The sequence below is a fragment of the Proteus genomosp. 4 str. ATCC 51469 genome (assembly GCF_003144375.1).
Lineage (GTDB): Bacteria > Pseudomonadota > Gammaproteobacteria > Enterobacterales > Enterobacteriaceae > Proteus.
Genome location: NZ_PENV01000031.1, coordinates 1 through 25374, shown reverse-complemented (window position 1 = coordinate 25374; position 25374 = coordinate 1). Strand labels below are relative to the sequence as shown.

Sequence of the window (25374 nt, the reverse complement as noted above, 5' to 3'; positions counted from 1 at the left end):
CATCAACATGATCGTTGAACTGATTCACCCAATCGCGATGGACGACGGTTTACGTTTCGCTATCCGTGAAGGTGGCCGTACAGTAGGTGCGGGCGTTGTTGCTAAAGTATTAGGTTAATCTCTAACCTACTTTAAGTTATAGAGAAAGGGCATCATTGATGCCCTTTTTTATATCTAAGAATAGCGCTTTTTATCTTAGCTAAATCTAGCCCTCAACTTATTCTCTTATTATCATGTTAGTTTCTATATTAGATTAGAACACCTAAGTTAAATAGAAATTGAAATCATAATAGTTATCATTTACTATTCGATGCGTGAGTAGTTAATGAGGTTGCTATTATGTACGTTTGTCTTTGTCATGGTGTGAGTGATAAAAAAATTATCGCCACAGTACACAAACATCAAATCCACACTATTAATGAATTACGTAAGATCTTGCCCGTTGGCAGTTGTTGCGGTAAGTGTGTACGTCAAGCTCGTCAAATCATTGAAAGTGAGCAATCTGTCCTTTACCCTCAAATTTCTGAAGTTGCATAACAAATTTTAAATTTCCTTTCTCTCCACTTTGTATAAAAGGTCTACACTAAAAAGACTGGAAGCAAAGGAGTATAAAAATGAAAGGTGATAAAAAAATGATAGCCCACCTTAATAAATTATTAGGTGGTGAGCTTGTTGCAATTAATCAGTATTTCCTGCATGCCCGAATGTTTAAAAATTGGGGACTAACTCGTCTCAATGAAATGGAATACCATGAATCTATCGATGAAATGAAACATGCTGATAAATATATTGAGCGTATTTTATTTCTAGAGGGTCTTCCTAACTTACAAGATTTAGGCAAACTGAATATCGGTGAAGACGTTGAAGAGATGCTACGTTCTGATCTTGAATTAGAACTTGGTGGCGCCAAAGATTTACGTGAAGCAATAGCGTATGCTGATTCTATTCATGACTATGTGAGTCGAGATTTAATGTTAGAAATTTTAACTGATGAAGAAGGGCATATTGATTGGATTGAAACACAGCTTGAGTTAATTGAACGTATGGGGCTTCAAAATTACTTACAAGCTCAGATTATTGAAGAATAGTCCTCAATAAAAAGGTATCAATTTTCTCTTATCGACAATATTTACAAATCCATTTAAAGCAAAGGGAATGAAGATTGCCTTTGCTTTTTTCATTTTTTAAATAATAAAACTTATTTTTATCGATGATTCTTTATTCTTGGCTTGATTTCATCACTCAGGCAAGTATAATGCGCAGGCTCACTGATTTAGTGGGGCTGATTAATCAGCTAATGCAGATTTTTTATTGCATTAAATATAATACTCCCGATTGGGGAGTTATATGCAGAACGATTACACTCTCTCATCAATCGAAATGGGTACGAGTAGTGATCATTTACGTTTATAAAAAATAGTTGGAGCTCTGGTCTCATGCAGAACCAAAGAATCCGTATCCGCCTGAAAGCTTTTGATCATCGTCTGATTGATCAATCAACTGCGGAAATCGTAGAGACTGCTAAGCGCACTGGTGCGCAAGTTCGTGGTCCAATCCCACTGCCGACTCGCAAAGAGCGTTTCACAGTGTTGATTTCTCCGCACGTTAATAAAGATGCGCGTGATCAGTATGAAATTCGCACTCACAAACGTCTGGTTGACATCGTTGAGCCAACCGAGAAAACCGTTGATGCTCTGATGCGTCTGGATCTGGCTGCCGGCGTAGACGTGCAGATCAGCCTAGGTTAATCAGGTCATCAAGCGATTGAGAGGTTGAAACAATGATTGGTTTAGTCGGTAAGAAAGTAGGAATGACTCGTATCTTCACTGAAGATGGCGTTTCAATCCCTGTAACCGTTATCGAAATTGAAAACAACCGTGTTACTCAGGTCAGAGATCTGGAGAAAGACGGTTATCGTGCCATTCAGGTGACTACTGGTAGCAAAAAAGCTAACCGTGTACTGAAACCTGAAGCAGGTCATTTTGCTAAAGCTGGTGTCGAAGCTGGCCGCTTACTACGTGAATTCCGTCTGAACGAAGGCGAAGAATATACTGTAGGTCAAAGCATTAGCGTAGAAATTTTCGCTGACGTTAAAAAAGTCGACGTTACTGGAACATCTAAAGGTAAAGGTTTTGCTGGTACTGTAAAGCGCTGGAACTTCCGTACTCAAGATGCTACCCACGGTAACTCCTTGTCTCACCGTGTTCCGGGTTCTATCGGTCAGAACCAGACTCCGGGTAAGGTGTTCAAAGGCAAGAAAATGGCAGGTCAACTGGGTAACGAACAAGTTACCGTTCAGAGCCTGGAAGTAGTACGTGTTGACGCTGAGCGCAACCTGCTGCTGGTCAAAGGTGCTGTTCCAGGTGCAACTGGCAGTGACCTGATCGTTAAACCAGCTGTCAAGGCGTAACGTCGAGGAGATAGGAATGGAATTGGTAATGAAAGACGCGCAAGGCGCGCTGACTGTTTCCGAAACTACCTTCGGGCGTGACTTTAACGAAGCGCTTGTGCACCAAGTAGTCGTTGCATACGCTGCTGGTGCTCGTCAAGGTACTCGTGCTCAGAAAACCCGTGCTGAAGTTTCTGGTTCAGGCAAAAAGCCTTGGAGACAGAAAGGTACAGGTCGTGCACGTTCAGGTTCAATCAAGAGCCCAATTTGGCGCTCTGGTGGTGTTAGCTTCGCAGCTAAACCACAGGACCACAGTCAAAAAGTAAACAAAAAGATGTACCGCGGTGCTCTGAAGAGCATTCTGTCTGAACTGGTACGTCAAGATCGTCTGATCGTCGTAGAGAAGTTCTCTGTTGAAGCGCCTAAAACTAAGCTTTTAGCACAGAAACTGAAAGATATGGCTCTGGAAGATGTTCTGATCATCACTGCTGATGTAGATGAGAATCTGTATTTAGCAGCGCGCAACTTATATAAAGTTGACGTACGTGATGCAGCAACTATCGACCCTGTTAGCTTAATCGCCTTCGACAAAGTCGTCATGACTGCTGACGCTGTGAAGCAAGTTGAGGAGATGCTGGCATGATCCGTGAAGAACGTCTGCTGAAAGTACTGCGCGCGCCGCATGTATCTGAAAAAGCTTCTATCGCGATGGAAAAATCAAACACCATCGTTCTCAAAGTTGCTAAAGACGCGACCAAAGCAGAGATTAAAGCAGCTGTACAAAAACTGTTTGAAGTCGAAGTTGAAAGTGTTAACACTCTGCTGATGAAAGGCAAAGTGAAACGTCACGGTCAGCGTATTGGTCGTCGTAGCGACTGGAAAAAAGCTTACGTCACCCTGAAGGAAGGCCAGAATCTGGACTTCGTCGGCGGCGCTGAGTAAGTCGGAGGAGTAAAGAACAATGGCAATTGTTAAATGTAAACCTACGTCTCCGGGCCGTCGCCACGTAGTTAAAGTGGTAAACCCTGAGCTGCATAAAGGGAAACCTTATGCGCCATTGCTGGAAAAAAACAGCAAGTCCGGTGGTCGTAACAACAATGGTCGTATCACTACCCGTCATATCGGTGGTGGTCACAAACAGGCTTACCGTATTGTTGACTTCAAACGCAACAAAGATGGTATCCCTGCAACAGTAGAACGTCTGGAATATGATCCAAACCGTTCAGCTAACATCGCTTTAGTGCTGTATGCTGATGGTGAACGTCGCTACATTCTGGCTCCAAAAGGCCTGAAAGCGGGTGATAAAGTTCAGTCTGGCGTTGATGCTGCTATCAAAGCGGGTAACACCTTACCAATGCGTAATATCCCGGTTGGTTCTACAGTTCATAACGTAGAAATGAAACCAGGTAAAGGTGGTCAGTTAGCTCGTTCAGCTGGTACTTACGTTCAGATCGTTGCTCGTGATGGTGCTTATGTCACTATTCGTCTGCGTTCTGGTGAAATGCGTAAAGTTCCTTCTGATTGCCGTGCAACTATCGGTGAAGTTGGCAACTCTGAGCACATGTTACGCGTTCTGGGTAAAGCTGGTGCAAGTCGCTGGCGTGGTATTCGTCCTACCGTTCGCGGTACTGCGATGAACCCAGTCGATCACCCACATGGTGGTGGTGAAGGTCGTAACTTTGGTAAACACCCTGTAACACCTTGGGGCGTTCAAACCAAAGGTAAGAAGACTCGTAAAAACAAACGCACTGAACATTTCATCGTTCATCGTCGTACTAAGAAATAATTAGAGGATAAGCCATGCCACGTTCTCTCAAGAAAGGTCCTTTCATTGACCTGCACTTGCTGAAGAAGGTAGAGAAAGCGGTGGAAAGCGGTGACAAAAAGCCTGTTAAGACTTGGTCCCGTCGTTCAACGATCTTTCCTAACATGATCGGTTTGACCATCGCTGTCCATAATGGTCGTCAGCATGTTCCAGTTTACGTTTCCGACGAAATGGTTGGTCACAAACTGGGTGAATTCGCGCCGACCCGTACTTATCGCGGTCATGCAGCCGATAAAAAGGCTAAGAAAAAATAAGGTAGGAGGAAGAGATGGAAACTATCGCTATGCATCGCCACGCTCGTTCTTCTGCTCAGAAGGTTCGCTTGGTAGCTGACCTGATTCGCGGTAAGAAAGTGTCGCAAGCTCTGGAAATTTTAACCTTTACCAACAAGAAAGCTGCTGGTTTAGTGAAGAAAGTACTGGAGTCTGCTATTGCTAATGCAGAACACAACGATGGCGCTGACATTGATGATCTGAAAGTAGCTAAGATCTTTGTTGACGAAGGTCCTTCTATGAAGCGCATTATGCCTCGTGCAAAAGGCCGTGCAGATCGTATTCTGAAGCGCACCAGCCACATCACTGTGGTTGTGTCTGATCGCTGAGACTCTGGAGACTAGCAATGGGTCAAAAAGTACATCCTAATGGTATCCGCCTTGGCATTGTCAAGCCTTGGAATTCCACATGGTATGCGGGTACCAATGAATTCGCTGACAATCTAGACAGCGACTTTAAAGTACGTCAGTACTTAACTAAAGAACTGGCTAAAGCATCTGTATCTCGTATCGTTATCGAACGTCCTGCGAAAAGCATCCGTGTGACTATTCACACTGCTCGTCCAGGCATCGTTATCGGTAAAAAAGGTGAAGATGTTGAAAAACTGCGTAAGCACGTAGCGGATATCGCTGGCGTTCCTGCGCAAATTAATATCGCCGAAGTACGTAAACCTGAACTAGACGCAAAATTAGTTGCTGACAGCATCACTTCACAGCTGGAACGTCGCGTTATGTTCCGTCGTGCTATGAAGCGTGCAGTACAGAACGCAATGCGTTTGGGCGCTAAAGGTATTAAAGTGGAAGTAAGTGGTCGCTTAGGTGGCGCTGAAATCGCTCGTACTGAATGGTATCGTGAAGGTCGAGTACCTCTGCACACTTTGCGTGCAGATATCGACTACAATACCTCAGAAGCACAAACCACTTATGGTGTGCTCGGCGTTAAGGTATGGATCTTCAAAGGTGAGATCCTGGGTGGTATGGCTGCAGTTGAACTGGCGGAAAAACAACCGACAGCTCAACCTAAAAAGCAGCAGCGTAAAGGCCGCAAGTAAGGAGAGTCGCTGATGTTACAACCAAAGCGTACAAAATTCCGTAAAGTGCACAAAGGCCGCAACCGTGGCTTAGCTGCTGGTGCGGATGTAAGCTTCGGGACTTACGGTCTTAAAGCTGTGGGCCGTGGTCGTCTGACTGCACGTCAGATCGAAGCGGCACGTCGTGCAATGACCCGTGCAGTTAAGCGTCAGGGTAAAATCTGGATCCGTGTGTTCCCAGACAAACCAATCACTGAAAAGCCGCTCGAAGTCCGTATGGGTAAAGGTAAAGGTAACGTTGAGTATTGGGTTGCCTTAATCCAGCCAGGTAAAGTCCTGTATGAAATGGATGGTGTGCCTGAAGAACTGGCCCGTGAAGCATTCAAGCTGGCGGCAGCAAAACTGCCTATCAAAACCACCTTTGTAACTAAGACGGTGATGTAATGAAAGCAAAAGAGCTGCGCGAAAAGAGCGTTGAAGAGCTGAACACAGAACTGCTGAACTTACTGCGTGAGCAGTTTAATCTGCGTATGCAGACAGCAAGTGGTCAGTTACAACAGTCTCATCTGTTGAAACAAGTGCGTCGTAATATCGCACGCGTTAAGACTTTACTGACTGAGAAGGCGGGTGCGTAATGACCGATAAAATCCGTACTCTGCAAGGTCGTGTAGTTAGTGACAAAATGGAAAAATCTATTGTCGTTGCTATCGATCGTATGGTTAAACACCCATTATATGGTAAGTTTATCCGTCGTACGACCAAACTGCATGTACATGACGAGAACAACGAATGTGGAATTGGTGACGTAGTAGAAATTCGTCAAACACGTCCACTGTCTAAGACTAAGTCTTGGGCGTTAGTTCGCGTTGTAGAAAAAGCTGTTCTGTAATAAAATAGCCTTTTCGTACGAAATAAACGGCTCAAAACTGAACGAGCCGTTTATTTTTTCTGTCCATATCGAGAATGTGGTGTTATAATGCCGCTCCCTCGTATTATGGGATATTGAACGGCCTCTTCTAATGTGGAAGTGGCTCAGTAGTAGTTGACATTTAGCGGAGCACTAAAATGATCCAAGAACAGACTATGCTGAACGTGGCCGACAACTCCGGTGCACGTCGCGTAATGTGTATCAAGGTTCTAGGTGGCTCGCACCGTCGCTACGCAGATGTAGGTGACATCATCAAAATTACCATCAAGGAAGCAATTCCACGTGGTAAAGTTAAGAAAGGTGATGTACTGAAAGCGGTAGTGGTGCGCACCAAGAAGGGTGTTCGTCGCCCTGACGGTTCTGTCATTCGCTTCGATAGCAACGCTTGTGTATTGTTAAACAACAACAGCGAGCAAGTTATTGGTACGCGTATTTTTGGGCCGGTTACTCGTGAACTTCGTAACGAGAAGTTTATGAAAATAATCTCTCTGGCACCTGAAGTACTCTAAGGAGCAGGCAATGGCAGCGAAAATCCGTCGTGAAGACGAAGTTATCGTGCTAACTGGTAAAGATAAAGGTAAGCGCGGTAAAGTAAAACAGGTTCTTTCTTCTGGTAAAGTTATCGTTGAAGGTATCAATCTGGTTAAAAAACATCAGAAGCCAGTTCCGGCTCTGAACCAACCAGGTGGCATCGTTGAAAAAGAAGCTTCTATTCAAGTTTCTAACGTTGCAATCTTCAATGCGGCAACCGGTAAGGCTGACCGTGTAGGTTTTAGATTCGAAGACGGCAAAAAAGTCCGTTTCTTCAAGTCTAATAAAGAAACTATCAAGTAATTTGGAGTATACGATGGCGAAACTGCATGATTACTACAAAGACGAGGTAGTCCAAAAACTGATGTCTCAGTTTGGTTACCATTCTGTCATGCAAGTCCCTCGGGTCGAGAAGATCACCCTGAACATGGGTGTTGGTGAAGCGATTGTTGATAAAAAACTGCTGGATAATGCAGCAGCTGATTTAGCAGCAATCTCAGGTCAAAAACCTTTGATCACCAAAGCACGCAAATCTGTTGCAGGCTTCAAAATCCGCCAGGGCTATCCGATCGGCTGTAAAGTGACCCTGCGTGGCGAACGCATGTGGGAGTTCTTTGAACGCCTGATCTCTATTGCTGTACCACGTATCCGTGACTTCCGTGGTTTGTCCGCTAAATCATTTGATGGACGTGGTAACTACAGCATGGGCGTACGTGAGCAAATCATCTTCCCTGAAATCGATTACGATAAAGTGGATCGTGTTCGTGGTTTGGATATTACCATTACTACGACTGCGAAATCAGATGATGAAGGTCGCGCACTGTTAGCAGCGTTTAACTTCCCGTTCCGCAAGTAAGGCAGGGCATTCATGGCTAAGAAATCTATGAAAGCACGTGATGTAAAACGTGCGAATTTAGCTGAGAAATTCTTCGCAAAACGCGCAGAACTGAAAGCTATCGTTTCAGATGTGAACGTGTCTGACGAAGATCGTTGGAATGCTGTTCTGAAACTGCAAACTATGCCACGTGATTCAAGTCCTTCACGTCAGCGTAACCGCTGCCGTCAAACTGGACGTCCGCACGGTTTCCTGCGGAAATTTGGCCTCAGCCGTATTAAAGTCCGTGAAGCCGCTATGCGCGGTGAAATCCCGGGCCTTAGAAAGGCTAGCTGGTAATTACCATAATTGAATCACGGGAGTAAAGACAGATGAGCATGCAAGATCCCATCGCGGATATGCTGACCCGTATCCGTAACGGTCAGGCCGCGAATAAAGTTGCGGTCACAATGCCTTCCTCCAAGCTGAAAGTGGCGATTGCCAACGTGCTTAAGGAAGAAGGTTATATCGAAGATTTTAAAATTGAAGGCGACACTAAGCCAGAATTGGAAATCACTTTAAAATATTTCCAAGGTAAGGCTGTAGTAGAAAGCATTCAGCGCGTAAGCCGTCCAAGTCTGCGCATCTATAAAAGAAAAGATGAGCTGCCACAAGTTATGGCAGGACTGGGCATCGCTGTTGTTTCTACCTCAAAAGGTGTTATGACTGATCGTGCAGCTCGCCAAGCAGGTCTTGGTGGCGAGATTATCTGCTACGTAGCTTAATTCGGGAGGAAAGAATGTCTCGTGTGGCAAAAGCACCCGTCGTCATTCCTGCCGGCGTAGAGGTTAAACTCAACGGTCAGGTAATTACGATTAAGGGTAAAAACGGCGAGCTAACTCGTACTATCCATAATGCAGTTGAAATTCAACATGCTGACAACCAGTTAACTTTCGCACCTCGCGATGGTTTTGCTGATGCATGGGCACAGGCGGGTACTACTCGTTCTCTGTTAAATGCAATGGTTGTAGGTGTTACCGAAGGCTTCACTAAAAAACTGCAACTGGTAGGTGTAGGTTATCGTGCGTCTATTAAAGGCAATGCGGTTAACTTATCAGTAGGTTTTTCACATCCAGTGGAACACCAACTGCCAGCAGGCATCACTGCTGAATGTCCAACACAAACTGAAATCGTACTGAAAGGTGCGGATAAGCAAGTGATTGGTCAAGTAGCAGCTGAACTGCGTGCTTACCGTCGCCCTGAACCTTATAAAGGTAAAGGTATTCGTTACGCCGACGAAGTTGTGCGTATCAAAGAGGCTAAGAAGAAGTAAGGTAACACTATGGATAAGAAAGCAGCTCGTATCCGTCGTGCGACCCGCGCACGCCGTAAGCTCCAAGAATTGGGTGCGACTCGCCTGGTGGTACACCGTACCCCTCGCCATATTTATGCGCAGGTTATTGCACCAAACGGTTCTGAAACTTTGGTGGCCGCTTCTACTACAGAAAAAGCTATCATTGAGCAACTGAAAAACACTGGAAACAAAGAAGCAGCAGCAGTAGTTGGTAAAATTGTTGCTGAACGCGCTCTGGAAAAAGGTATCAAAGTAGTATCATTTGACCGTTCCGGTTTCCAATATCATGGTCGAGTCCAGGCACTGGCAGATGCTGCCCGTGAAGCTGGCCTTCAGTTCTAAGGTAGGAGTGTAAGATGGCTCACATCGAGAAACAAGCTGGCGAACTGCAGGAAAAGCTGATCGCGGTAAACCGCGTATCTAAAACCGTTAAAGGTGGTCGTATCTTTAGCTTCACCGCTCTTACAGTAGTTGGTGATGGTAATGGCCGCGTTGGTTTTGGATATGGCAAAGCTCGCGAAGTTCCGGCAGCAATCCAGAAAGCGATGGAAAAAGCCCGTCGCAATATGAAAACCGTCGCTTTAAATAACGGTACTCTGTTCCACCCTGTTAAAGGTACCCACACAGGTTCTCGCGTATTTATGCAGCCTGCTCATGAAGGTACTGGTATCATCGCAGGTGGTGCAATGCGTGCAGTTCTAGAAGTGGCTGGCGTTCGTAACGTACTGGCTAAAACCTATGGTTCCACTAACCCGATTAACGTGGTTCGTGCAACACTGGACGCTTTAGATAGCATGAAGTCTCCAGATATGGTCGCAGCTAAGCGTGGTAAATCCGTTGAAGAAATTCTGGGGTAATGACCATGGCTAAGACTATTAAAATTACTCAAACACGCAGCTTAATCGGCCGTCTGCCTAAACATAAGGCAACTATGACTGGTTTAGGTCTGCGTCGCATCGGTCACACTGTAGAACGCGAAGATACACCTGCAGTTCGCGGTATGATCAACTTGGTTTCCTATATGGTTAAAGTTGAGGAGTAAGAGATGCGTTTAAATACTCTGTCTCCGGCTGAAGGTGCCAAGCATGCGCCTAAACGTGTAGGTCGTGGTATTGGTTCTGGCTTAGGTAAAACTGGCGGACGTGGTCACAAGGGTCAGAAGTCTCGTTCTGGCGGTGGCGTACGTCGTGGTTTTGAAGGCGGCCAGATGCCTTTATATCGTCGTTTACCAAAATTTGGTTTTACTTCACGTAAATCTTTCGTGACTGCGGAAATCCGCCTGTCTGATTTAGCTTACGTTGAAGGCGATGTGATCGATCTGAATGCACTGAAAGCCGCAAACGTTGTTGGCCCACAGATTGAATTTGCAAAATTAATTCTGTCTGGCGAGGTTAACCGTGCAGTGACTATTCGTGGTCTGCGTGTTACCAAAGGTGCCCGTGCAGCAATCGAATCAGCTGGCGGTAAAATTGAGGAATAAGTGACAGATGGCTAAACAACCAGGTTTAGATTTTCAGAGTGCTAAAGGTGGTGTTGGTGAACTAAAACGCAGACTTTTGTTTGTTCTTGGTGCACTAATTGTCTTTAGGATTGGCTCTTTTATTCCTATCCCTGGTATTGATGCCACTGTGCTTGCCAAATTGCTCGATCAGCAAAAAGGCACCATCATTGAAATGTTTAACATGTTCTCTGGTGGTGCTCTTAGCCGTGCTTCTATCTTTGCGCTGGGTATCATGCCTTATATTTCGGCATCGATTATTATCCAACTTTTATCAGTGGTTAACCCTCGGTTAGCAGAGATTAAGAAGGAAGGGGAGGCCGGTCGTCGTAAGATCAGCCAATATACCCGTTATGGTACTTTGGTGCTGGCGATATTCCAATCAATTGGTATCGCAACAGGCTTACCGAATATGCCAGGAATGCAAGGTCTGGTAATTAATCCAGGTCTACCATTCTATATTACGGCTGTTGTGAGCTTAGTCACTGGGACAATGTTCCTAATGTGGTTAGGTGAGCAAATCACTGAACGTGGTATTGGTAACGGTATCTCAATCATTATTTTTGCAGGTATCGTTGCAGGTCTTCCGCCTGCCATTGGTCAAACCATCGAGCAGGCACGGCAAGGCGAACTGCACTTCCTCCTGTTATTGTTGGTTGCAGTATTGGTGTTCGCGGTTACTTTCTTTGTTGTTTTTGTAGAAAGAGGACAACGTCGTATCGTTGTTAACTATGCAAAACGTCAACAAGGGCGTAGAATATACGCGGCACAAAGTACACATCTACCACTTAAAGTAAATATGGCGGGTGTTATACCAGCAATTTTTGCTTCAAGTATTATCCTGTTTCCTGGTACAATAACCTCTTGGTTTGGTGATGGTACAGGATGGGGTTGGCTGACAACGATTTCTTTAAATCTACAGCCTGGTCAACCTATTTATGTGTTACTATACGCTGCTGCAATCATATTCTTCTGTTTCTTCTATACGGCGTTGGTTTTCAACCCAAGAGAAACGGCAGATAACCTGAAGAAGTCCGGTGCATTTGTACCAGGAATTCGCCCGGGAGAGCAGACGGCTAAATATATAGATAAAGTAATGACTCGTTTAACCTTAATCGGTGCCTTGTATATTACCTTTATCTGTCTCATCCCGGAGTTCATGCGTGACGCAATGAAAGTACCTTTCTATTTTGGTGGTACTTCCCTCTTAATCGTGGTTGTGGTCATCATGGATTTTATGGCTCAAGTGCAAACCCTCCTGATGTCAAGTCAGTATGAGTCTGCATTGAAAAAAGCAAATCTTAAAGGTTAATTACTGATAAACGATTTGTTTTAGAAGTTACGGAGAGTAAAAATGAAAGTTCGTGCTTCCGTCAAGAAAATGTGCCGTAACTGCAAAATTGTTAGACGTCACGGTCACGTGCGTGTAATTTGCAGCGTCGAGCCTAAGCATAAACAGCGTCAAGGCTAATTTATTGCATTTTTTTCTTGCAAAGTTCGGTTGAGCTGGCTAAATTAGCCAGCCCAATCTTTTATAATATATACAGTATTGTTTGAGTATCCTGAAAACGGGCTTTTCAGAATGGTACTGTATAAATGCTAATTTAGGAGTGCATAGTGGCCCGTATAGCAGGCATTAACATTCCTGATCATAAACATACTGTAATCGCATTAACTTCGATTTACGGTATCGGTAAGACCCGCTCACAGGCTATCTGTGTAGCTGCTGGTATTGCTGAAAATGTTAAGATCAGTGAGCTGTCTGAAGAGCAAATCGACAAGCTGCGTGACGAAGTTGCCAAATACGTTGTAGAAGGTGATCTGCGTCGTGAAGTTACCCTGAGCATCAAACGTCTGATGGATCTTGGTACTTACCGTGGTTTACGTCATCGTCGTGGTCTACCAGTTCGCGGTCAGCGTACTAAGACTAACGCACGTACCCGTAAGGGTCCGCGTAAGCCGATCAAGAAATAATCGGGGTATTTGAACAATGGCAAAAGCACCTATTCGTGCACGTAAGCGTGTAAGAAAACAAGTCTCTGACGGTGTGGCTCATATCCATGCTTCTTTCAACAACACAATCGTTACTATTACCGATCGTCAAGGTAACGCATTGGGTTGGGCTACTGCCGGTGGTTCCGGTTTCCGTGGTTCTCGTAAATCTACTCCGTTCGCGGCTCAGGTTGCAGCAGAACGTTGCGCTGAAGCTGTTAAAGAGTACGGAATTAAGAACTTGGAAGTTATGGTTAAAGGACCTGGTCCTGGTCGTGAGTCAACTATCCGTGCATTAAACGCGGCTGGTTTCCGCATCACTAATATTACTGATGTGACTCCGATTCCTCATAACGGTTGTCGTCCACCGAAAAAACGTCGCGTTTAATAACGTTTTCGTTTTTAGGAAAGTTGGAGAAAGAAAATGGCAAGATATTTGGGTCCTAAGCTCAAGCTGAGCCGCCGTGAAGGTACAGATTTATTTCTAAAATCTGGCGTTCGGGCGATTGACACCAAGTGTAAACTGGAACAAGCACCAGGTCAGCACGGCGCACGTAAACCGCGTCTTTCTGATTACGGTGTTCAGTTACGTGAAAAACAAAAAGTACGTCGTATTTACGGTGTTCTAGAACGTCAATTCCGTAACTACTATAAAGAAGCAACTCGTCTGAAAGGCAACACAGGTGAAAACCTGCTGACTCTGCTGGAAGGTCGTCTGGATAACGTTGTTTATCGTATGGGCTTTGGCGCAACTCGCGCAGAAGCACGTCAGATGGTTAGCCATAAAGCAATCATGGTAAATGGTCGCGTGGTTAACATTGCTTCTTATCAGGTTTCCCCGAATGACGTAGTCAGCGTTCGTGAAAAATCGAAAAAACAGTCTCGTATCAAGGCTGCTTTAGAGCTGGCTGAACAGCGTGAAAAGCCAACATGGCTGGAAGTTGATGCTGCTAAGATGGAAGGTGTGTTCAAACGTATTCCTGAACGTACTGACTTGTCTGCTGACATTAACGAGCACCTGATCGTCGAGCTTTACTCCAAGTAAGGCTTAGCACCAAAGAGAGGACACAATGCAGGGTTCTGTGACAGAGTTTCTAAAACCGCGCCTGGTTGATATCGAGCAAGTCAGTTCGACGCACGCCAAGGTGACCCTTGAGCCATTAGAGCGAGGCTTCGGCCATACTCTTGGTAACGCACTGCGCCGTATTCTGCTTTCGTCTATGCCGGGTTGTGCGGTAACAGAGGTTGAGATTGATGGTGTACTGCATGAGTACAGCACCAAAGAAGGTGTTCAGGAAGATATCCTAGAAATACTGCTCAACCTTAAGGGGTTGGCGGTAAAAGTTCATGGTAAAGATGAAGTTATTCTTACTTTGAGCAAATCTGGCATTGGCCCTGTTATTGCAGCCGATATCATCCATGACGGTGATGTCGAAATCGTCAAGCCGCAGCACGTTATCTGCCACCTTACAGACGAAAACGCATCTATTAATATGCGTATCAAAGTTCAGCGTGGTCGTGGTTATGTGCCGGCTTCTGCCCGAATTCATTCGGAAGAAGATGAGCGCCCTATCGGTCGCCTTTTAGTAGACGCGTGCTATAGCCCAGTTGAGCGTATTGCTTATAATGTGGAAGCAGCTCGTGTTGAACAGCGTACCGACTTGGATAAGCTGGTAATCGAGATGGAAACTAACGGTACTATCGATCCAGAAGAATCGATTCGCCGTGCAGCGACTATCCTGGCTGAACAGCTTGAAGCTTTTGTTGACTTACGTGATGTTCGTCAGCCAGAAGTTAAAGAAGAGAAGCCAGAATTCGATCCTATCTTACTGCGCCCAGTAGACGATCTTGAATTGACTGTCCGCTCTGCTAACTGTCTGAAGGCAGAAGCAATCCACTACATCGGTGATCTGGTACAGCGTACTGAAGTTGAATTACTTAAGACGCCTAACCTTGGTAAGAAATCTCTTACTGAGATTAAAGACGTACTGGCGTCGCGTGGTCTATCTCTGGGTATGCGCCTTGAGAATTGGCCACCTGCAAGTATCGCTGATGAATAAGATCACAGGTTAAGGTTTTACTGAGAAGGATAAGGTCATGCGCCATCGTAAGAGTGGTCGTCAATTGAACCGCAACAGCAGCCATCGTCAGGCTATGTTTCGTAACATGGCAGGTTCTTTAGTTCGTCATGAGATAATCAAGACAACTTTGCCTAAAGCGAAAGAACTGCGTCGCGTCGTTGAGCCGCTGATTACTCTTGCCAAGACCGACAGCGTAGCTAATCGTCGTCTGGCATTCGCCCGTACTCGTGATAACGAAGTCGTGGCAAAACTGTTTACAGTATTAGGTCCGCGTTTTGCGAGCCGTGCAGGTGGTTACACTCGTATTCTGAAGTGTGGCTTCCGTGCTGGTGACAACGCTCCAATGGCTTACATTGAGCTTGTTGACCGTGCTGATTCTGAAACAGAAGCAGCAGCTGAATAATTTAATTATTATTTAGTGAAGCGAATAAAAAGACCGGATTTTTTAATCCGGTTTTTTTATATCTATTGGAAAACGCCATTCACAAGATATAAAGGTTTCTCTTTTTATATTTTATTTTTGCATTCCTCTTTACTTTCTTTTGTGTTGTATCATATTTATTTTCTGCTGTTTCACCATACTGCTATTTTGTAATATAAGCTTCGCACTATATTTCAATTCTATTCTTTTGGTTATTTGCTATGCTTATTCATAATTAACAATGGAGGATGATCCATGTATCGTATTGGGCAGGTTGCAAAATTAGCAAATGTAACAACAGATACAATCCGGTTTTATGAAAAACAAGGATTGATGGATCATGATAGACGCACAGAAGGTGGCTATCGCCTATATACTGAGCAAGATCTCCAACGTTTACGTTTTATTCGTTATGCAAAAGAGTTGGGTTTTACATTAGATGCTATTACTGAACTCCTTTCTATTCGTGTTGATCCTGCCCATCATACTTGTGTTGAATCAAAGAATATTGTTGATGCAAGACTAGCTGAAGTTGAAATTCGCTTGAAAGAGATGGAGCGAATGCGAGATTCATTAAAGATGTTGAGTAATGCGTGTTGTGGTAGTGCTCATGAGAGTACTTATTGTTCAATTCTAGAAATACTTGAATCTGGAGCTACAAAGCAATAATATCTGTATGGTATTATTTTTTATGTTCTTTAACAATTTAAGAGGTTTTTATGTCTAGCAAATATCAGCACCAAAAAGGTGTTATTAAAGATAATGCTTTAGCTGCGTTGGTTCACGATCCTTTATTTAGACAACGTGTAGAAAAGAATAAGAAAGGGAAAGGCAGTTTTATGAGAAAAGCGAAACATAACAAGAAGGGGAACTGGGAGGCCAGTGATAACAAAAGATTCTTTCAATTGTTATCACTGGCCTTTTAGTTTTTATTTCTGCTGATTTTTTAATAAATCGCGGATCTCTGTCAATAGAGTTTCTTCGGCCGATGGGGCAGGTGGTGCTTTCGGAGCTTCTTCTGCTTGACGGCGTGTTTTGTTAATTAATTTAATCGCACAGAAAATAGCAAATGCAACAATAGCAAAGTCGAAAACAGTTTGAATAAACATACCGTAATTTAGTACAACGGCTGGAACATCCCCACTTGCATCTCTTAATACAAGGCTAAACTGTTTAAAATCAATACCACCAATTAATAGTCCTAGTGGTGGCATGATGATATCTGCAACCAGTGATGAAACAATCTTACCGAAAGCTGCACCAATGATGACACCGACAGCCATGTCAACAACGTTGCCTTTCATTGCAAATTCACGAAACTCTTTGAAAAAAGACATAACCACCCCTTATTTATCTAAGTATAGATTTATTATGTAAAAATATAGTATCTAACATGATAATAGTAGACCATTATAAGTAACAATCACTATTATTCTTATTTCTACGTAATCGTTATAAGAAAAATGGACTAGGTTGGAAAAGCTTTTCAACTTCAGGAACATATTTTTTATCTGTGATAAACATAATCACATGATCGCCCTGTTCTATAGAGTGACTTGCATTTGCAATAATGACATCTTCATTTCTGACAATTGCCCCAATAATAGTACCTGGTGGCAGTTTGATATCTTGTATACGACGACCAACGACTTTTGATGTATTCTCATCACCGTGAGCTACAGCTTCAATTGCTTCAGCAACACCGCGGCGTAATGATGAAACACTGACAATATCCGCTTTGCGAACATGACCTAAAAGTGCAGAAATAGTTGCTTGCTGTGGTGAAATTGCAATATCAATAACGCCACCTTGAACTAAATCAACATAAGCACTGCGCTGAATGAGGACCATTGCTTTTTTTGCTCCCATTCTTTTTGCTAACATAGCAGACATAATGTTTGCTTCATCATCATTAGTCAGCGCGATAAAGACATCGATTTGTTCTATATGTTCTTCTGCAAGAAGCTCTTGGTCTGATGCATCACCATAAAAAACAATTGTGTCATGAAGAAGTTCAGCTAATTCTGTTGCACGCTGTTGATTATGTTCAATAAGTTTGACGCTATAATCTTTTTCCAATCTTGCTGCTAAACCTGCCCCCACATTGCCACCACCCACAATCATAATGCGTTTATATGGTTTTTCTAATCGTTGTAATTCACTCATTACAGCACGAATATGCTGAGATGCGACAACAAAAAAGACCTCATCTCCAGCTTCTATGATAGTGGAGCCTTGAGGCCGAATAGGCCTATCTTGACGAAAAATTGCAGCAACACGAGTATCAATATGTGGCATATGATCTCGTAATGTTGATAAAGCATTACCAACAAGGGAGCCACCATAATAGGCTTTGACTGCAACGATACTGACTTGGCCTTCTGCAAAATTGACCACTTGTAACGCGCCAGGGTATTGAATAAGTTTATAAATATAATCAATAACTAAATGTTCTGGTGATATTAAATAATCAATGGGAATAGCTTCGGGTAAAAATAGTTTATCGGCTTCTCGAACAAATTCTGAAGCTCGTATACGTGCAACTTTATTTGGTGTATTAAACAAGGTATAGGCAACTTGGCACGCTATCATGTTGGTTTCGTCAGAGTTGGTAACAGCAACCAACATATCAGCATCTTCCGCACCTGCTTCTCTTAAGATCCTTGGGTGAGAGCCATGCCCATTGACTACTCGTAAATCGAATTTATCTTGAAGTTGGCGTAAACGATCTGCATTAGTATCAACGACAGTAATATCATTATTCTCCCCGACAAGATTTTCAGCGAGAGTACCACCGACTTGACCAGCGCCTAAGATAATAATTTTCATCGTAATTTCTCAGAGTATTCGATTAACAAATAGAAAAGAAACGCAAGATCTTGATGATCTTGCGTTGAAATAGTAGCGTCTTTTAGATCCGATATCATCTTTTATCACAGGATCATATTTTTCTGATCAATGCATAAAAGAAACCATCGCCACCTTCCTCTTCTGGTAAACATTGATGTTGGTAATGGCATTGTGCATCTTTAGTTGATGTCAAAAATGCTTCAATTTGTTGTATGTTCTCTTCTGGAAGAATAGAACATGTAGCATAAACGAGTGTGCCACCAGATTTTAAGTATGGCCAAATAGCATGAAGAATTTCTTTTTGAATTTGAGCTAATTGCTCAATATCGTCATTACGACGAAGCCATTTGATATCAGGGTGACGGCGAATAACCCCAGTTGCTGAACATGGCGCATCAAGTAAAATGCGATCAAATTGCATACCTGCGCACCATTGCTCTGGATAACGTCCATCACCACTTTTGACGATTGCATTGAGTTTTAAACGAGTAAGATTTTCTTGTACCCGTTTCAAACGTTGTTCATCAATATCTACGGCTAAAACTTGAGCCTGGGGCGCTATTTCTAAAATATGAGTTGTTTTGCCCCCTGGCGCCGCACATAAATCGAGAATTTGTTCTTTATTTTCTGGTGCTAATAATTCAGCGCAACGTTGAGCCGAGCGATCTTGAATTGTTACCCAGCCATCTGCAAATCCTGGAAGAAGGTTAACGTTACATGGACTTTCTAAACGAATAGCAAAAGGATGGCTGTCATCAGCAATGGCTGAAATCTCATTATCTGTCAATAATACCAAATATTCTTCCCGTGAATGGTGTTGCTGGTTAACACGTAACCACATAGGTGGTTTTTGGTTATTGCCTTCAACAATACTCATCCATTGTTCAGGGTAGGCGTGCTTGAAACGGGCAAGTAACCATGATGGATGAAGAAAACGACTTTCACTATTTTGAAAACGTTCATTAAGGATATCTTGTTGGCGTTGAAACTGACGTAACACACCGTTAATTAAACCTTTTAACTGTGGTTTTTTTAGTGCAACAGCACCATTTACTGTTTCAGCGAGAGCTGCGTGGGGCGGAATACGTGTATAAAGAAGCTGATATAAACCCACCATAATGAGGTAGTGTAAAATGCGTTGTTTACCTTTTAATGGTTTATCCATGAGTTGCTGAATAATCCACTCTAATTGTGGTAATGTGCGTAATACACCAAAGCAAATTTCTTGTAATAGAGCTTTATCTTTATCTGAGATATTTTTTTGAAGTTCTGGTATTACAGCACTTAGAGATAAGCCTTGATCTAATACCTGATTAATTGCTTTTGCTGCAATGCTACGTAAGTTGTATGACGTTTTCATAATGAGTCAACGTTTAATATTGAGCGCCAGAGAAGTGTTACATTGGCGTGAAAAAAGGAAAACCCTGATAAGCATAAGTATCAGGGTTTAGAATTATTATTGAATGATTTTCCCAGGAGTGAACCAATCTCGCTTGGAGTTTAGGAAATCAGCAGAAGCCATAGGCTTTTTACCCGAAGGCTGTAATTCAGTAATATTTAGAATACCGTTACTGGTCGCAATATAAATACCTGTTTTATCTGCTTTTAATAAAGTTCCTACAGGTTGATTTGTATCATCTGCAATAACGTGTGCTTTCCATACTTTTACTGGCTGTTCGTCTAGCATAAAGAAGCTCATTGGCCATGGGTTGAAGGCTCTTATACAGCGCTCAATTTGTTCTGCTGATAATGACCAATCAATTTTTGCTTCTTCTTTAGATAATTTTTGGGCGTAATTCGCTAAACTATCATCTTGTTTTTCGGCTTTTATTTTACCTGATGTAATCAGGTCTAGTGTAGTCGTTAGAGCTTTAGGGCCGAGTTCTGCTAGTTTTTCATAAAGTGACGCACTAGTGTCTTCATTTGTAATTGGACATGATGCTTTATACAGCATATCACCTGTGTCTAAACCAACATCCATTTGCATAATTGTGACACCCGTTTCTTTATCTCCCGCCCATAAAGCGCGTTGAATAGGTGCGGCGCCACGCCATTTAGGAAGGAGAGAACCATGTACATTTAGACAACCTAAACGAGGAATTTCAAGAACAGCTTTAGGTAAGATCATCCCATATGCCACAACAATCATAATGTCAGCTTGTTGTTCTATAATCCATGCATGGTTCTCTTCTGGTTTTAAAGAGGCCGGTTGATAAACAGGAATATCATGAGTTAACGCCAGTTCTTTAACTGGGCTAATAGTCAGTTTCTTACCTCTTCCTGCGGGTTTATCTGGAGGAGTCATTACTCCCACCACACGATGTTGGGTTGATAACAATGCAGCTAAATGTCGAGCCGCAAAATCGGGTGTTCCCGCAAAAATAATACGTAATGAATCAGACACGTTTTCTTCCTGTTTCAATTTAACTGTTACTGTCCTGCTTTAGCTCTTTTTTTATCTAACTTGTCAAGTTTCTCAACTTTTTGACGGATACGTTGGCGTTTTAATGGAGATAAATAATCTACAAATAGTTTACCAACTAAATGATCCATTTCATGTTGAATACAGATAGCTAATAAGTCATCAGCTTCTAATTCAAAAGGCTGGCCATTGTAATCAAGCGCTTTTACTTTTACGTGCTCAGCACGAGGAATAAAAGCACGTTGTTCTGGGATAGATAAACAGCCTTCTTCTATACCAGTATCGCCTTCGGCATCAAGAAGCTCAGGATTTATTAATACCAGTCTTTGGTCTCTTGTTTCAGAGACATCAATGACGATTATGCGCTGGTGGATATCCACTTGTGTCGCAGCTAAACCAATACCTTCTTCTAAATACATCGTTTCAAACATATCATCGATGATTCTTTGAATTTCGGCATCAACTTTTTCGACTGGTTTTGCAATCGTGCGAAGGCGCTCGTCTGGATAATGTAATACGTGTAACACTGCCATAATTTATTCGGACTGTTTCTAAAATGTGAATAGGATTTAACGTCTATTCTAGACATTTATTATCTAGATTGACAGTATTTGGTGTGTTTAGCACTCATCCTGTTTGCTAAAAACAACATTAGGATAATGCTGCATGGATGCAAGAGAAATATGGATAAGGCTTAATGCTGTTTCAAGGTTACCGATTAATAAAGCAATTCAAATTGCAAAGTATTTACAATCAGTCTCACAACTAAATTATAGACAATTAAAAAGTTGTGGCTTGTCAGAACAGCAAAGTCATCAATTTTTAAGACTTCATGCAGATGCTGTCAATAATACATTAAAGTGGTTAGATAAAAATGAATCATCATTATTAACTATTACAGATTCAGATTACCCACCTTTATTAAAGCAAATATCATCACCACCGCTTTTGCTTTTTGTTGCAGGAAATCGAAAACATTTAATAAGCACACAAATTGCATTAATAGGTAGTCGAAATGCAACAGCATACGGCAATAAATGGGCGACTTACTTCGCACAAGAACTAGTAAAGAAAGAATTTACTATTACGAGTGGGTTAGCTCAAGGTATTGATGGAATAGGACATCGAAGTGCATTAAAGAATAATGGTGTCACTGTTGCCGTACTTGGAAGTGGTTTAGAACATATTTATCCCTCATTCCATCGTACTCTTGCAACACAAATAAAAGAGTCTGGCCTTCTAATTTCTGAACATTTACCAATGACTCCGCCTTTAGCACGTCATTTCCCTCAACGTAATCGAATTATTAGTGGGTTAAGTGCTACATTACTCATTATTGAAGCCGGGATTAAAAGTGGTTCTTTGATTACAGCCAACTATGCATTGCAACAAGGTAAGGAATTATTTGTTTTACCAGGGCTATTAGGAGATATTCATTTTGAAGGAAATCATCAACTGATTAAGCAAGGTGCAAATTTAGCATCTTCACCAGATGATATTTTAGAATATTTAAATAGTTCATTGCAGTGGCTTACTAGTGATTATGAATCCCCACAAGAGTCGATAGTCGAAAAGTTTATACAGGTTCCTGAGAATAAAAAAAAGGATGTTCAAATAGATCCACTGACACCAAATCAACAACAAGCAATTGATATGATATTACCCTTTTTACGTTTTAATGAAATAGTACCCATTGATGTTATTGCTCATGATAGTGGATTATCAACATCTGAATTAGCTCCTCTTTTATTAGAACTTGAGCTTATAGAAAAAGTCGTTATTGTGGCTGGTGGCTATACTCGATTGGAATAAGTGTATGAGGTAAAACAATGGCAAAAAATATGCCGTTTACACAGCACCCTAAACAGGAAAAATGCCCTGAATGTGGTAGTGAATTGGTCATGAAAAATGGTGGTCATGGCCCTTTTCTAGGATGTTCTGCTTATCCTGAATGCCATTATATAAAAACATCAAAGCCGCAAGGTGATGGTCAAATTATAAAAGTATTAGAAGGGCAACCTTGTCAATGTTGTGGCGCAGATTTAGTGTTGCGCCAGGGTAAATTTGGAATGTTTATTGGTTGTAGTAATTACCCAGAATGTGAACACATAGAACAAATTGATAAACCAGATGAAACTATTATTCCTTGTCCTCAATGTGAAAAAGGAAAACTATTACAACGTAAGTCTCGGTTTGGTAAAACATTTTATGCTTGTAACCAATATCCAGAATGTCAATTTGTGTTAAATAATAAACCTGTTAATGGCGAGTGTGAGTATTGTCATTATCTATTATTGATGGAAAAAAGGTCTTCTCAGGGAGTAAGATTAGTGTGCGCCAGCAAATTATGTGGGAAGCCGCAAACAAAAAGAGAAGAACATGAATAACGAAGCATCACCTGTAAACAACACTATTATAGAAGCACTACAAAATAATAAAGTTATCGCATATCCAACAGAGGCTGTATTCGGGGTCGGTTGTGATCCTGATAGTGAACACGCTGTTATGGACTTATTAGCATTAAAACAACGTTCAATTGAGAAAGGATTAATTTTAATTGCTGATAATTATGAGCAACTAAAACCTTACATTGATGATAGTGCATTAACACATACTCAGCGAGACAGAATGTTTGCATCTTGGCCAGGGCCAGTTACATGGGTTATTCCCGCCAAATCAACGACACCAAAGTGGTTAACTGGCAAGTTTTCTTCTTTGGCTGTGAGAGTGACTGACCATGCGATTGTTAAAGAGCTATGTTTAACTTATGGAAAACCTTTAGTTTCGACTAGCGCTAATTTAAGTGGATTGCCACCATGTCGTACGGTTGAAGAAGTAAGAGCACAATTTCAGGATATCATTCCTATTGTTGAAGGCGATGTTGGCGGTAGACAAAATCCTTCAGAAATTCGAGATGCATTAACGGGTGAACTATATCGACAAGGGTGATTTTGATGGAAAAATATTTAGTGATGGGAAATCCTGTCGAACATAGCCAATCACCTTTCATTCATCAGTTTTTTTCAAAACAAACTGGAATAGAGTATGGCTATGGACGTTTACTTGTTCCTTTGAATGAATTTGATAAAACAGCGTCTCAGTTTTTCGCGAATGGGGGACGAGGTGCTAATGTTACCGTCCCTTTTAAAGAAGATGCTTTTCGTTTTGTTGATAAATTGACAGATAGAGCAAAAGGATGTGGTGCTGTTAACTCTATTGTTAAACTGGATGATGGCACTCTTCTTGGTGATAATACCGATGGACAAGGGCTTATTTTGGATTTAGCCAGACTTGATTTTATTGTACCTGGCAAAGTTAGCTCCGTTTTGGTGATTGGCGCTGGTGGTGCAACGAGAGGAATATTGCTTCCATTACTTGATTATGATTGTGATATTACCTTGACCAATCGTACATTCGCCAAAGCTGAGCAACTGGTAAAAGAATTTGGTCAATTTGGTACAATTAGAGCGATAGCCCCCGAAGATGTTGCTGATAAACATTATGATTTAATCATAAATGCATCTGCATCTAGCATGATTAATGATTTACCACCTATCCCTAATGATGTGTATGGTTTTGAAACAGCTTGCTACGATCTTTATTATCAAGCAGGAATGACATCATTTTTATACAATGCATTAAAACATGGCAGCACACGTTTATCCGATGGATTAGGTATGCTGGTAGGGCAAGCAGCCTATGCATTTGAACTATGGTATGAGCGTGTGCCAGATATTAATCCTGTTTTAACTGTATTAAGAGAAAAATTGAATCAATGAACCAGTCTATTCAATTTCCAGATCGTGAAACATGGCTAGCTGAGAGTAATTGTGTTCTGTTTCCTGTTATGATCAATGGAATGCTTTTTAATTGTCAAATTACAGAGCAAGAGCTTATTGAGCGTTTTGGTGTTGGAGACGGAATTTTATTATTTAAACAAAATCGTTGGGACATTGAAGAAGAATTTGAAGAGCTGATTACTGAATATGAGTTATCAACTCTTCATCCTATTTATTCTTTATCAATGGCTGATTGATGAGTATCTAAATAATTATTTTTCCACCCAACATAATTATTAGCAGAATAAATAAAGTGCTCTATTTCTTCTGATGAGAGTGGACGGATTTTTTTAACAGGGCTACCTAAGTAAAGAAAACCACTCTCAAGCCGTTTTCCTGGTGGAACTAAACTGCCAGCACCAATCATGACATCATCTTCAATAATTGCACCATCAAGTAAAATAGATCCCATTCCAACTAACACTCGATTACCTATTGTGCATCCGTGTAACATTGCTTTATGTCCAACAGTAACATTATCACCAATAATAAGAGGGAAACCTTCAGGATCATTGTGAGAAATATGAGTGACATGAAGAACGGAACCATCTTGGATATTTGATCTTTCTCCAATGCTTATGTAATTCACATCACCTCGAATAACCACCATCGGCCAGATACTGACATCTTTACTAATGCGTACATCGCCGATGACTGTTGCAGTCTCGTCGATAAAAACATCTTTACCAATAGAAGGTGAAAGGTTTAAGTAGTTCCGAATTGTTGATTTCCCCATAATTTGCCTCGTACTTGATTTTGCTTTGTATATAAGAAAAGCATAGCAGTGGATAGGGGGAGTTGACGAGAGAATGATCCTTGCTATTCGTTACTATGAAGATCGAAAATACGATACTAAAAGTAGAAGCAGAGCAATTAAGCATGATTGATAGAATATACCGAATAGACAATAAAAAGATAAGGCGTATATTTTTTGTACTTAAAAGGTGTTTTTAGTATCAAAAATAGACGCAAAGTTCAAAAAGAGAACGAACAGAAAAAAAATTGAAATAAACACTTGCGCTAATCCGAGATCTCCCTATAATGCGCATCCACTGACCGACGATGAGCTGACAACAGCCACGAAGGACAGCGAAGAGAAAAGAAAAAAGTTTGAAAAAACTCTTGACT

Annotated in this window: 44 protein-coding genes; 38 read left to right on the top strand and 6 right to left on the bottom strand. The window is 41.9% G+C overall.

What is annotated here, in order from left to right:
• The 33 genes from DK866_RS19420 to DK866_RS19260 form a co-directional block, all read left to right on the top strand.
• Positions 1-118 (top strand): hypothetical protein (locus DK866_RS19420; RefSeq protein ID WP_170110801.1); only part of this gene is annotated, 118 nt, incomplete at its 5' end.
• Between the two features lie 221 nt (positions 119-339).
• Positions 340-537, top strand: coding sequence for a bacterioferritin-associated ferredoxin (bfd, locus tag DK866_RS19415; protein ID WP_109410209.1), 198 nt, complete (start codon positions 340-342; stop codon positions 535-537).
• Between the two features lie 77 nt (positions 538-614).
• Positions 615-1088 carry a bacterioferritin gene (bfr, locus tag DK866_RS19410; protein ID WP_109410208.1) on the top strand — a complete coding sequence of 158 codons (474 nt, stop codon included), beginning with the start codon at positions 615-617 and terminating at the stop codon, positions 1086-1088.
• A 348-nt stretch (positions 1089-1436) separates the two neighbouring features.
• Complete coding sequence (gene rpsJ / locus DK866_RS19405) at positions 1437-1748, top strand: 30S ribosomal protein S10 (RefSeq protein ID WP_001181005.1); 312 nt, start codon at positions 1437-1439, stop codon at positions 1746-1748.
• 32 nt (positions 1749-1780) lie between these two features.
• A complete protein-coding gene (gene rplC / locus DK866_RS19400) occupies positions 1781-2410 on the top strand; it encodes a 50S ribosomal protein L3 (protein WP_023583465.1) in 630 nt (209 codons plus the stop codon).
• Positions 2411-2426: 16 nt separating this feature from the next.
• Entirely contained in the window at positions 2427-3032 is a 606-nt protein-coding gene (rplD, locus tag DK866_RS19395; RefSeq protein ID WP_023583466.1) for a 50S ribosomal protein L4, read from the top strand.
• On the top strand, positions 3029-3331 hold the full coding sequence (gene rplW, locus DK866_RS19390; protein ID WP_004246962.1) for a 50S ribosomal protein L23: 303 nt from the start codon (positions 3029-3031) through the stop codon (positions 3329-3331). Before rplD ends, rplW begins: the two co-directional genes overlap by 4 nt.
• A gap of 19 nt (positions 3332-3350) precedes the next feature.
• Positions 3351-4175, top strand: coding sequence for a 50S ribosomal protein L2 (rplB, locus tag DK866_RS19385; protein WP_006535497.1), 825 nt, complete (start codon positions 3351-3353; stop codon positions 4173-4175).
• 14 nt (positions 4176-4189) lie between these two features.
• The gene (gene rpsS, locus DK866_RS19380) at positions 4190-4468 is read left to right on the top strand and encodes a 30S ribosomal protein S19 (protein ID WP_004246960.1); all 279 of its coding nucleotides are present in this window, start codon (positions 4190-4192) and stop codon (positions 4466-4468) included.
• A gap of 14 nt (positions 4469-4482) precedes the next feature.
• A complete protein-coding gene (gene rplV / locus DK866_RS19375) occupies positions 4483-4815 on the top strand; it encodes a 50S ribosomal protein L22 (protein ID WP_006535498.1) in 333 nt (110 codons plus the stop codon).
• A 17-nt stretch (positions 4816-4832) separates the two neighbouring features.
• Positions 4833-5537: a 30S ribosomal protein S3 gene (rpsC, locus tag DK866_RS19370; RefSeq protein WP_109410207.1), complete on the top strand. Its 705-nt coding sequence runs from the start codon at positions 4833-4835 to the stop codon at positions 5535-5537.
• 12 nt (positions 5538-5549) lie between these two features.
• Positions 5550-5960 (top strand): 50S ribosomal protein L16, encoded by a 411-nt coding sequence (gene rplP / locus DK866_RS19365; RefSeq protein WP_006535500.1) that lies wholly within the window; start codon positions 5550-5552, stop codon positions 5958-5960.
• The gene (gene rpmC / locus DK866_RS19360; protein WP_064718511.1) at positions 5960-6151 is read left to right on the top strand and encodes a 50S ribosomal protein L29; all 192 of its coding nucleotides are present in this window, start codon (positions 5960-5962) and stop codon (positions 6149-6151) included. Before rplP ends, rpmC begins: the two co-directional genes overlap by 1 nt.
• Positions 6151-6405 carry a 30S ribosomal protein S17 gene (gene rpsQ, locus DK866_RS19355; RefSeq protein ID WP_023583468.1) on the top strand — a complete coding sequence of 85 codons (255 nt, stop codon included), beginning with the start codon at positions 6151-6153 and terminating at the stop codon, positions 6403-6405. Before rpmC ends, rpsQ begins: the two co-directional genes overlap by 1 nt.
• A gap of 176 nt (positions 6406-6581) precedes the next feature.
• Positions 6582-6953 carry a 50S ribosomal protein L14 gene (gene rplN / locus DK866_RS19350; protein ID WP_004246955.1) on the top strand — a complete coding sequence of 124 codons (372 nt, stop codon included), beginning with the start codon at positions 6582-6584 and terminating at the stop codon, positions 6951-6953.
• A 10-nt stretch (positions 6954-6963) separates the two neighbouring features.
• Entirely contained in the window at positions 6964-7278 is a 315-nt protein-coding gene (gene rplX / locus DK866_RS19345) for a 50S ribosomal protein L24 (protein WP_006535502.1), read from the top strand.
• A 13-nt stretch (positions 7279-7291) separates the two neighbouring features.
• On the top strand, positions 7292-7831 hold the full coding sequence (gene rplE / locus DK866_RS19340; RefSeq protein ID WP_036933223.1) for a 50S ribosomal protein L5: 540 nt from the start codon (positions 7292-7294) through the stop codon (positions 7829-7831).
• Positions 7832-7843: 12 nt separating this feature from the next.
• Entirely contained in the window at positions 7844-8149 is a 306-nt protein-coding gene (gene rpsN, locus DK866_RS19335) for a 30S ribosomal protein S14 (RefSeq protein WP_006535503.1), read from the top strand.
• A 32-nt stretch (positions 8150-8181) separates the two neighbouring features.
• Positions 8182-8574, top strand: a complete 393-nt coding sequence (gene rpsH, locus DK866_RS19330; RefSeq protein WP_004246950.1) for a 30S ribosomal protein S8 — start codon at positions 8182-8184, stop codon at positions 8572-8574.
• Positions 8575-8588: 14 nt separating this feature from the next.
• Complete coding sequence (rplF, locus tag DK866_RS19325; protein ID WP_036933221.1) at positions 8589-9122, top strand: 50S ribosomal protein L6; 534 nt, start codon at positions 8589-8591, stop codon at positions 9120-9122.
• A 9-nt stretch (positions 9123-9131) separates the two neighbouring features.
• Positions 9132-9485 (top strand): 50S ribosomal protein L18, encoded by a 354-nt coding sequence (gene rplR, locus DK866_RS19320; protein ID WP_023583471.1) that lies wholly within the window; start codon positions 9132-9134, stop codon positions 9483-9485.
• A 14-nt stretch (positions 9486-9499) separates the two neighbouring features.
• A complete protein-coding gene (gene rpsE / locus DK866_RS19315) occupies positions 9500-10000 on the top strand; it encodes a 30S ribosomal protein S5 (protein ID WP_023583472.1) in 501 nt (166 codons plus the stop codon).
• A 5-nt stretch (positions 10001-10005) separates the two neighbouring features.
• Positions 10006-10185, top strand: a complete 180-nt coding sequence (rpmD, locus tag DK866_RS19310; RefSeq protein ID WP_036914634.1) for a 50S ribosomal protein L30 — start codon at positions 10006-10008, stop codon at positions 10183-10185.
• Positions 10186-10188: 3 nt separating this feature from the next.
• On the top strand, positions 10189-10623 hold the full coding sequence (gene rplO, locus DK866_RS19305; protein ID WP_004246944.1) for a 50S ribosomal protein L15: 435 nt from the start codon (positions 10189-10191) through the stop codon (positions 10621-10623).
• A gap of 7 nt (positions 10624-10630) precedes the next feature.
• The gene (secY, locus tag DK866_RS19300) at positions 10631-11953 is read left to right on the top strand and encodes a preprotein translocase subunit SecY (RefSeq protein ID WP_006535510.1); all 1323 of its coding nucleotides are present in this window, start codon (positions 10631-10633) and stop codon (positions 11951-11953) included.
• Between the two features lie 42 nt (positions 11954-11995).
• Entirely contained in the window at positions 11996-12112 is a 117-nt protein-coding gene (gene rpmJ, locus DK866_RS19295; protein ID WP_071788572.1) for a 50S ribosomal protein L36, read from the top strand.
• A gap of 146 nt (positions 12113-12258) precedes the next feature.
• Complete coding sequence (gene rpsM / locus DK866_RS19290; protein WP_036914623.1) at positions 12259-12615, top strand: 30S ribosomal protein S13; 357 nt, start codon at positions 12259-12261, stop codon at positions 12613-12615.
• 16 nt (positions 12616-12631) lie between these two features.
• Positions 12632-13021 (top strand): 30S ribosomal protein S11, encoded by a 390-nt coding sequence (gene rpsK, locus DK866_RS19285; protein ID WP_002919257.1) that lies wholly within the window; start codon positions 12632-12634, stop codon positions 13019-13021.
• A gap of 36 nt (positions 13022-13057) precedes the next feature.
• Complete coding sequence (gene rpsD, locus DK866_RS19280; protein ID WP_004246942.1) at positions 13058-13678, top strand: 30S ribosomal protein S4; 621 nt, start codon at positions 13058-13060, stop codon at positions 13676-13678.
• 25 nt (positions 13679-13703) lie between these two features.
• Positions 13704-14693 carry a DNA-directed RNA polymerase subunit alpha gene (locus DK866_RS19275; protein ID WP_006535513.1) on the top strand — a complete coding sequence of 330 codons (990 nt, stop codon included), beginning with the start codon at positions 13704-13706 and terminating at the stop codon, positions 14691-14693.
• 37 nt (positions 14694-14730) lie between these two features.
• On the top strand, positions 14731-15117 hold the full coding sequence (rplQ, locus tag DK866_RS19270; RefSeq protein ID WP_004246940.1) for a 50S ribosomal protein L17: 387 nt from the start codon (positions 14731-14733) through the stop codon (positions 15115-15117).
• Positions 15118-15390: 273 nt separating this feature from the next.
• Positions 15391-15804 carry a Zn(2+)-responsive transcriptional regulator gene (gene zntR / locus DK866_RS19265; RefSeq protein WP_109410206.1) on the top strand — a complete coding sequence of 138 codons (414 nt, stop codon included), beginning with the start codon at positions 15391-15393 and terminating at the stop codon, positions 15802-15804.
• Positions 15805-15854: 50 nt separating this feature from the next.
• Positions 15855-16061 carry an alternative ribosome-rescue factor A gene (locus tag DK866_RS19260; RefSeq protein ID WP_072071080.1) on the top strand — a complete coding sequence of 69 codons (207 nt, stop codon included), beginning with the start codon at positions 15855-15857 and terminating at the stop codon, positions 16059-16061.
• A gap of 3 nt (positions 16062-16064) precedes the next feature.
• Here DK866_RS19260 and mscL read toward each other — a convergent pair whose 3' ends face one another.
• The 5 genes from mscL to def all read right to left on the bottom strand — a co-directional run bounded on the left by mscL (position 16065) and on the right by def (position 20940).
• Entirely contained in the window at positions 16065-16472 is a 408-nt protein-coding gene (mscL, locus tag DK866_RS19255; protein WP_023583476.1) for a large-conductance mechanosensitive channel protein MscL, read from the bottom strand.
• A 115-nt stretch (positions 16473-16587) separates the two neighbouring features.
• Positions 16588-17964: a Trk system potassium transporter TrkA gene (gene trkA, locus DK866_RS19250; RefSeq protein WP_036933204.1), complete on the bottom strand. Its 1377-nt coding sequence runs from the start codon at positions 17962-17964 to the stop codon at positions 16588-16590.
• Between the two features lie 112 nt (positions 17965-18076).
• Positions 18077-19345 (bottom strand): 16S rRNA (cytosine(967)-C(5))-methyltransferase RsmB, encoded by a 1269-nt coding sequence (gene rsmB, locus DK866_RS19245; RefSeq protein ID WP_109410205.1) that lies wholly within the window; start codon positions 19343-19345, stop codon positions 18077-18079.
• 96 nt (positions 19346-19441) lie between these two features.
• The gene (gene fmt / locus DK866_RS19240) at positions 19442-20389 is read right to left on the bottom strand and encodes a methionyl-tRNA formyltransferase (RefSeq protein ID WP_109410204.1); all 948 of its coding nucleotides are present in this window, start codon (positions 20387-20389) and stop codon (positions 19442-19444) included.
• 26 nt (positions 20390-20415) lie between these two features.
• Positions 20416-20940: a peptide deformylase gene (gene def, locus DK866_RS19235; protein ID WP_109410203.1), complete on the bottom strand. Its 525-nt coding sequence runs from the start codon at positions 20938-20940 to the stop codon at positions 20416-20418.
• 133 nt (positions 20941-21073) lie between these two features.
• Between def and dprA the strand changes: the two genes are divergently transcribed.
• The 5 genes from dprA to DK866_RS19210 are packed head-to-tail and all read left to right on the top strand — an operon-like array spanning position 21074 to position 24443.
• Positions 21074-22219 (top strand): DNA-processing protein DprA, encoded by a 1146-nt coding sequence (dprA, locus tag DK866_RS19230; protein ID WP_109410202.1) that lies wholly within the window; start codon positions 21074-21076, stop codon positions 22217-22219.
• Positions 22220-22236: 17 nt separating this feature from the next.
• Entirely contained in the window at positions 22237-22794 is a 558-nt protein-coding gene (locus tag DK866_RS19225; protein ID WP_109410201.1) for a DNA topoisomerase family protein, read from the top strand.
• Positions 22787-23356, top strand: coding sequence for an L-threonylcarbamoyladenylate synthase type 1 TsaC (gene tsaC / locus DK866_RS19220; protein ID WP_109410200.1), 570 nt, complete (start codon positions 22787-22789; stop codon positions 23354-23356). The genes DK866_RS19225 and tsaC overlap by 8 nt, the downstream gene beginning before the upstream one ends.
• Before the next feature lie 5 nt (positions 23357-23361).
• Positions 23362-24186, top strand: a complete 825-nt coding sequence (aroE, locus tag DK866_RS19215; RefSeq protein ID WP_109410199.1) for a shikimate dehydrogenase — start codon at positions 23362-23364, stop codon at positions 24184-24186.
• Positions 24183-24443 (top strand): DUF1488 domain-containing protein, encoded by a 261-nt coding sequence (locus DK866_RS19210; RefSeq protein WP_109410198.1) that lies wholly within the window; start codon positions 24183-24185, stop codon positions 24441-24443. Before aroE ends, DK866_RS19210 begins: the two co-directional genes overlap by 4 nt.
• Here DK866_RS19210 and DK866_RS19205 read toward each other — a convergent pair.
• Positions 24419-24982 (bottom strand): gamma carbonic anhydrase family protein, encoded by a 564-nt coding sequence (locus DK866_RS19205; protein ID WP_109410197.1) that lies wholly within the window; start codon positions 24980-24982, stop codon positions 24419-24421. The two genes, DK866_RS19210 and DK866_RS19205, sit on opposite strands and share 25 nt — an antisense overlap.
• Positions 24983-25374 lie beyond the last annotated feature (392 nt).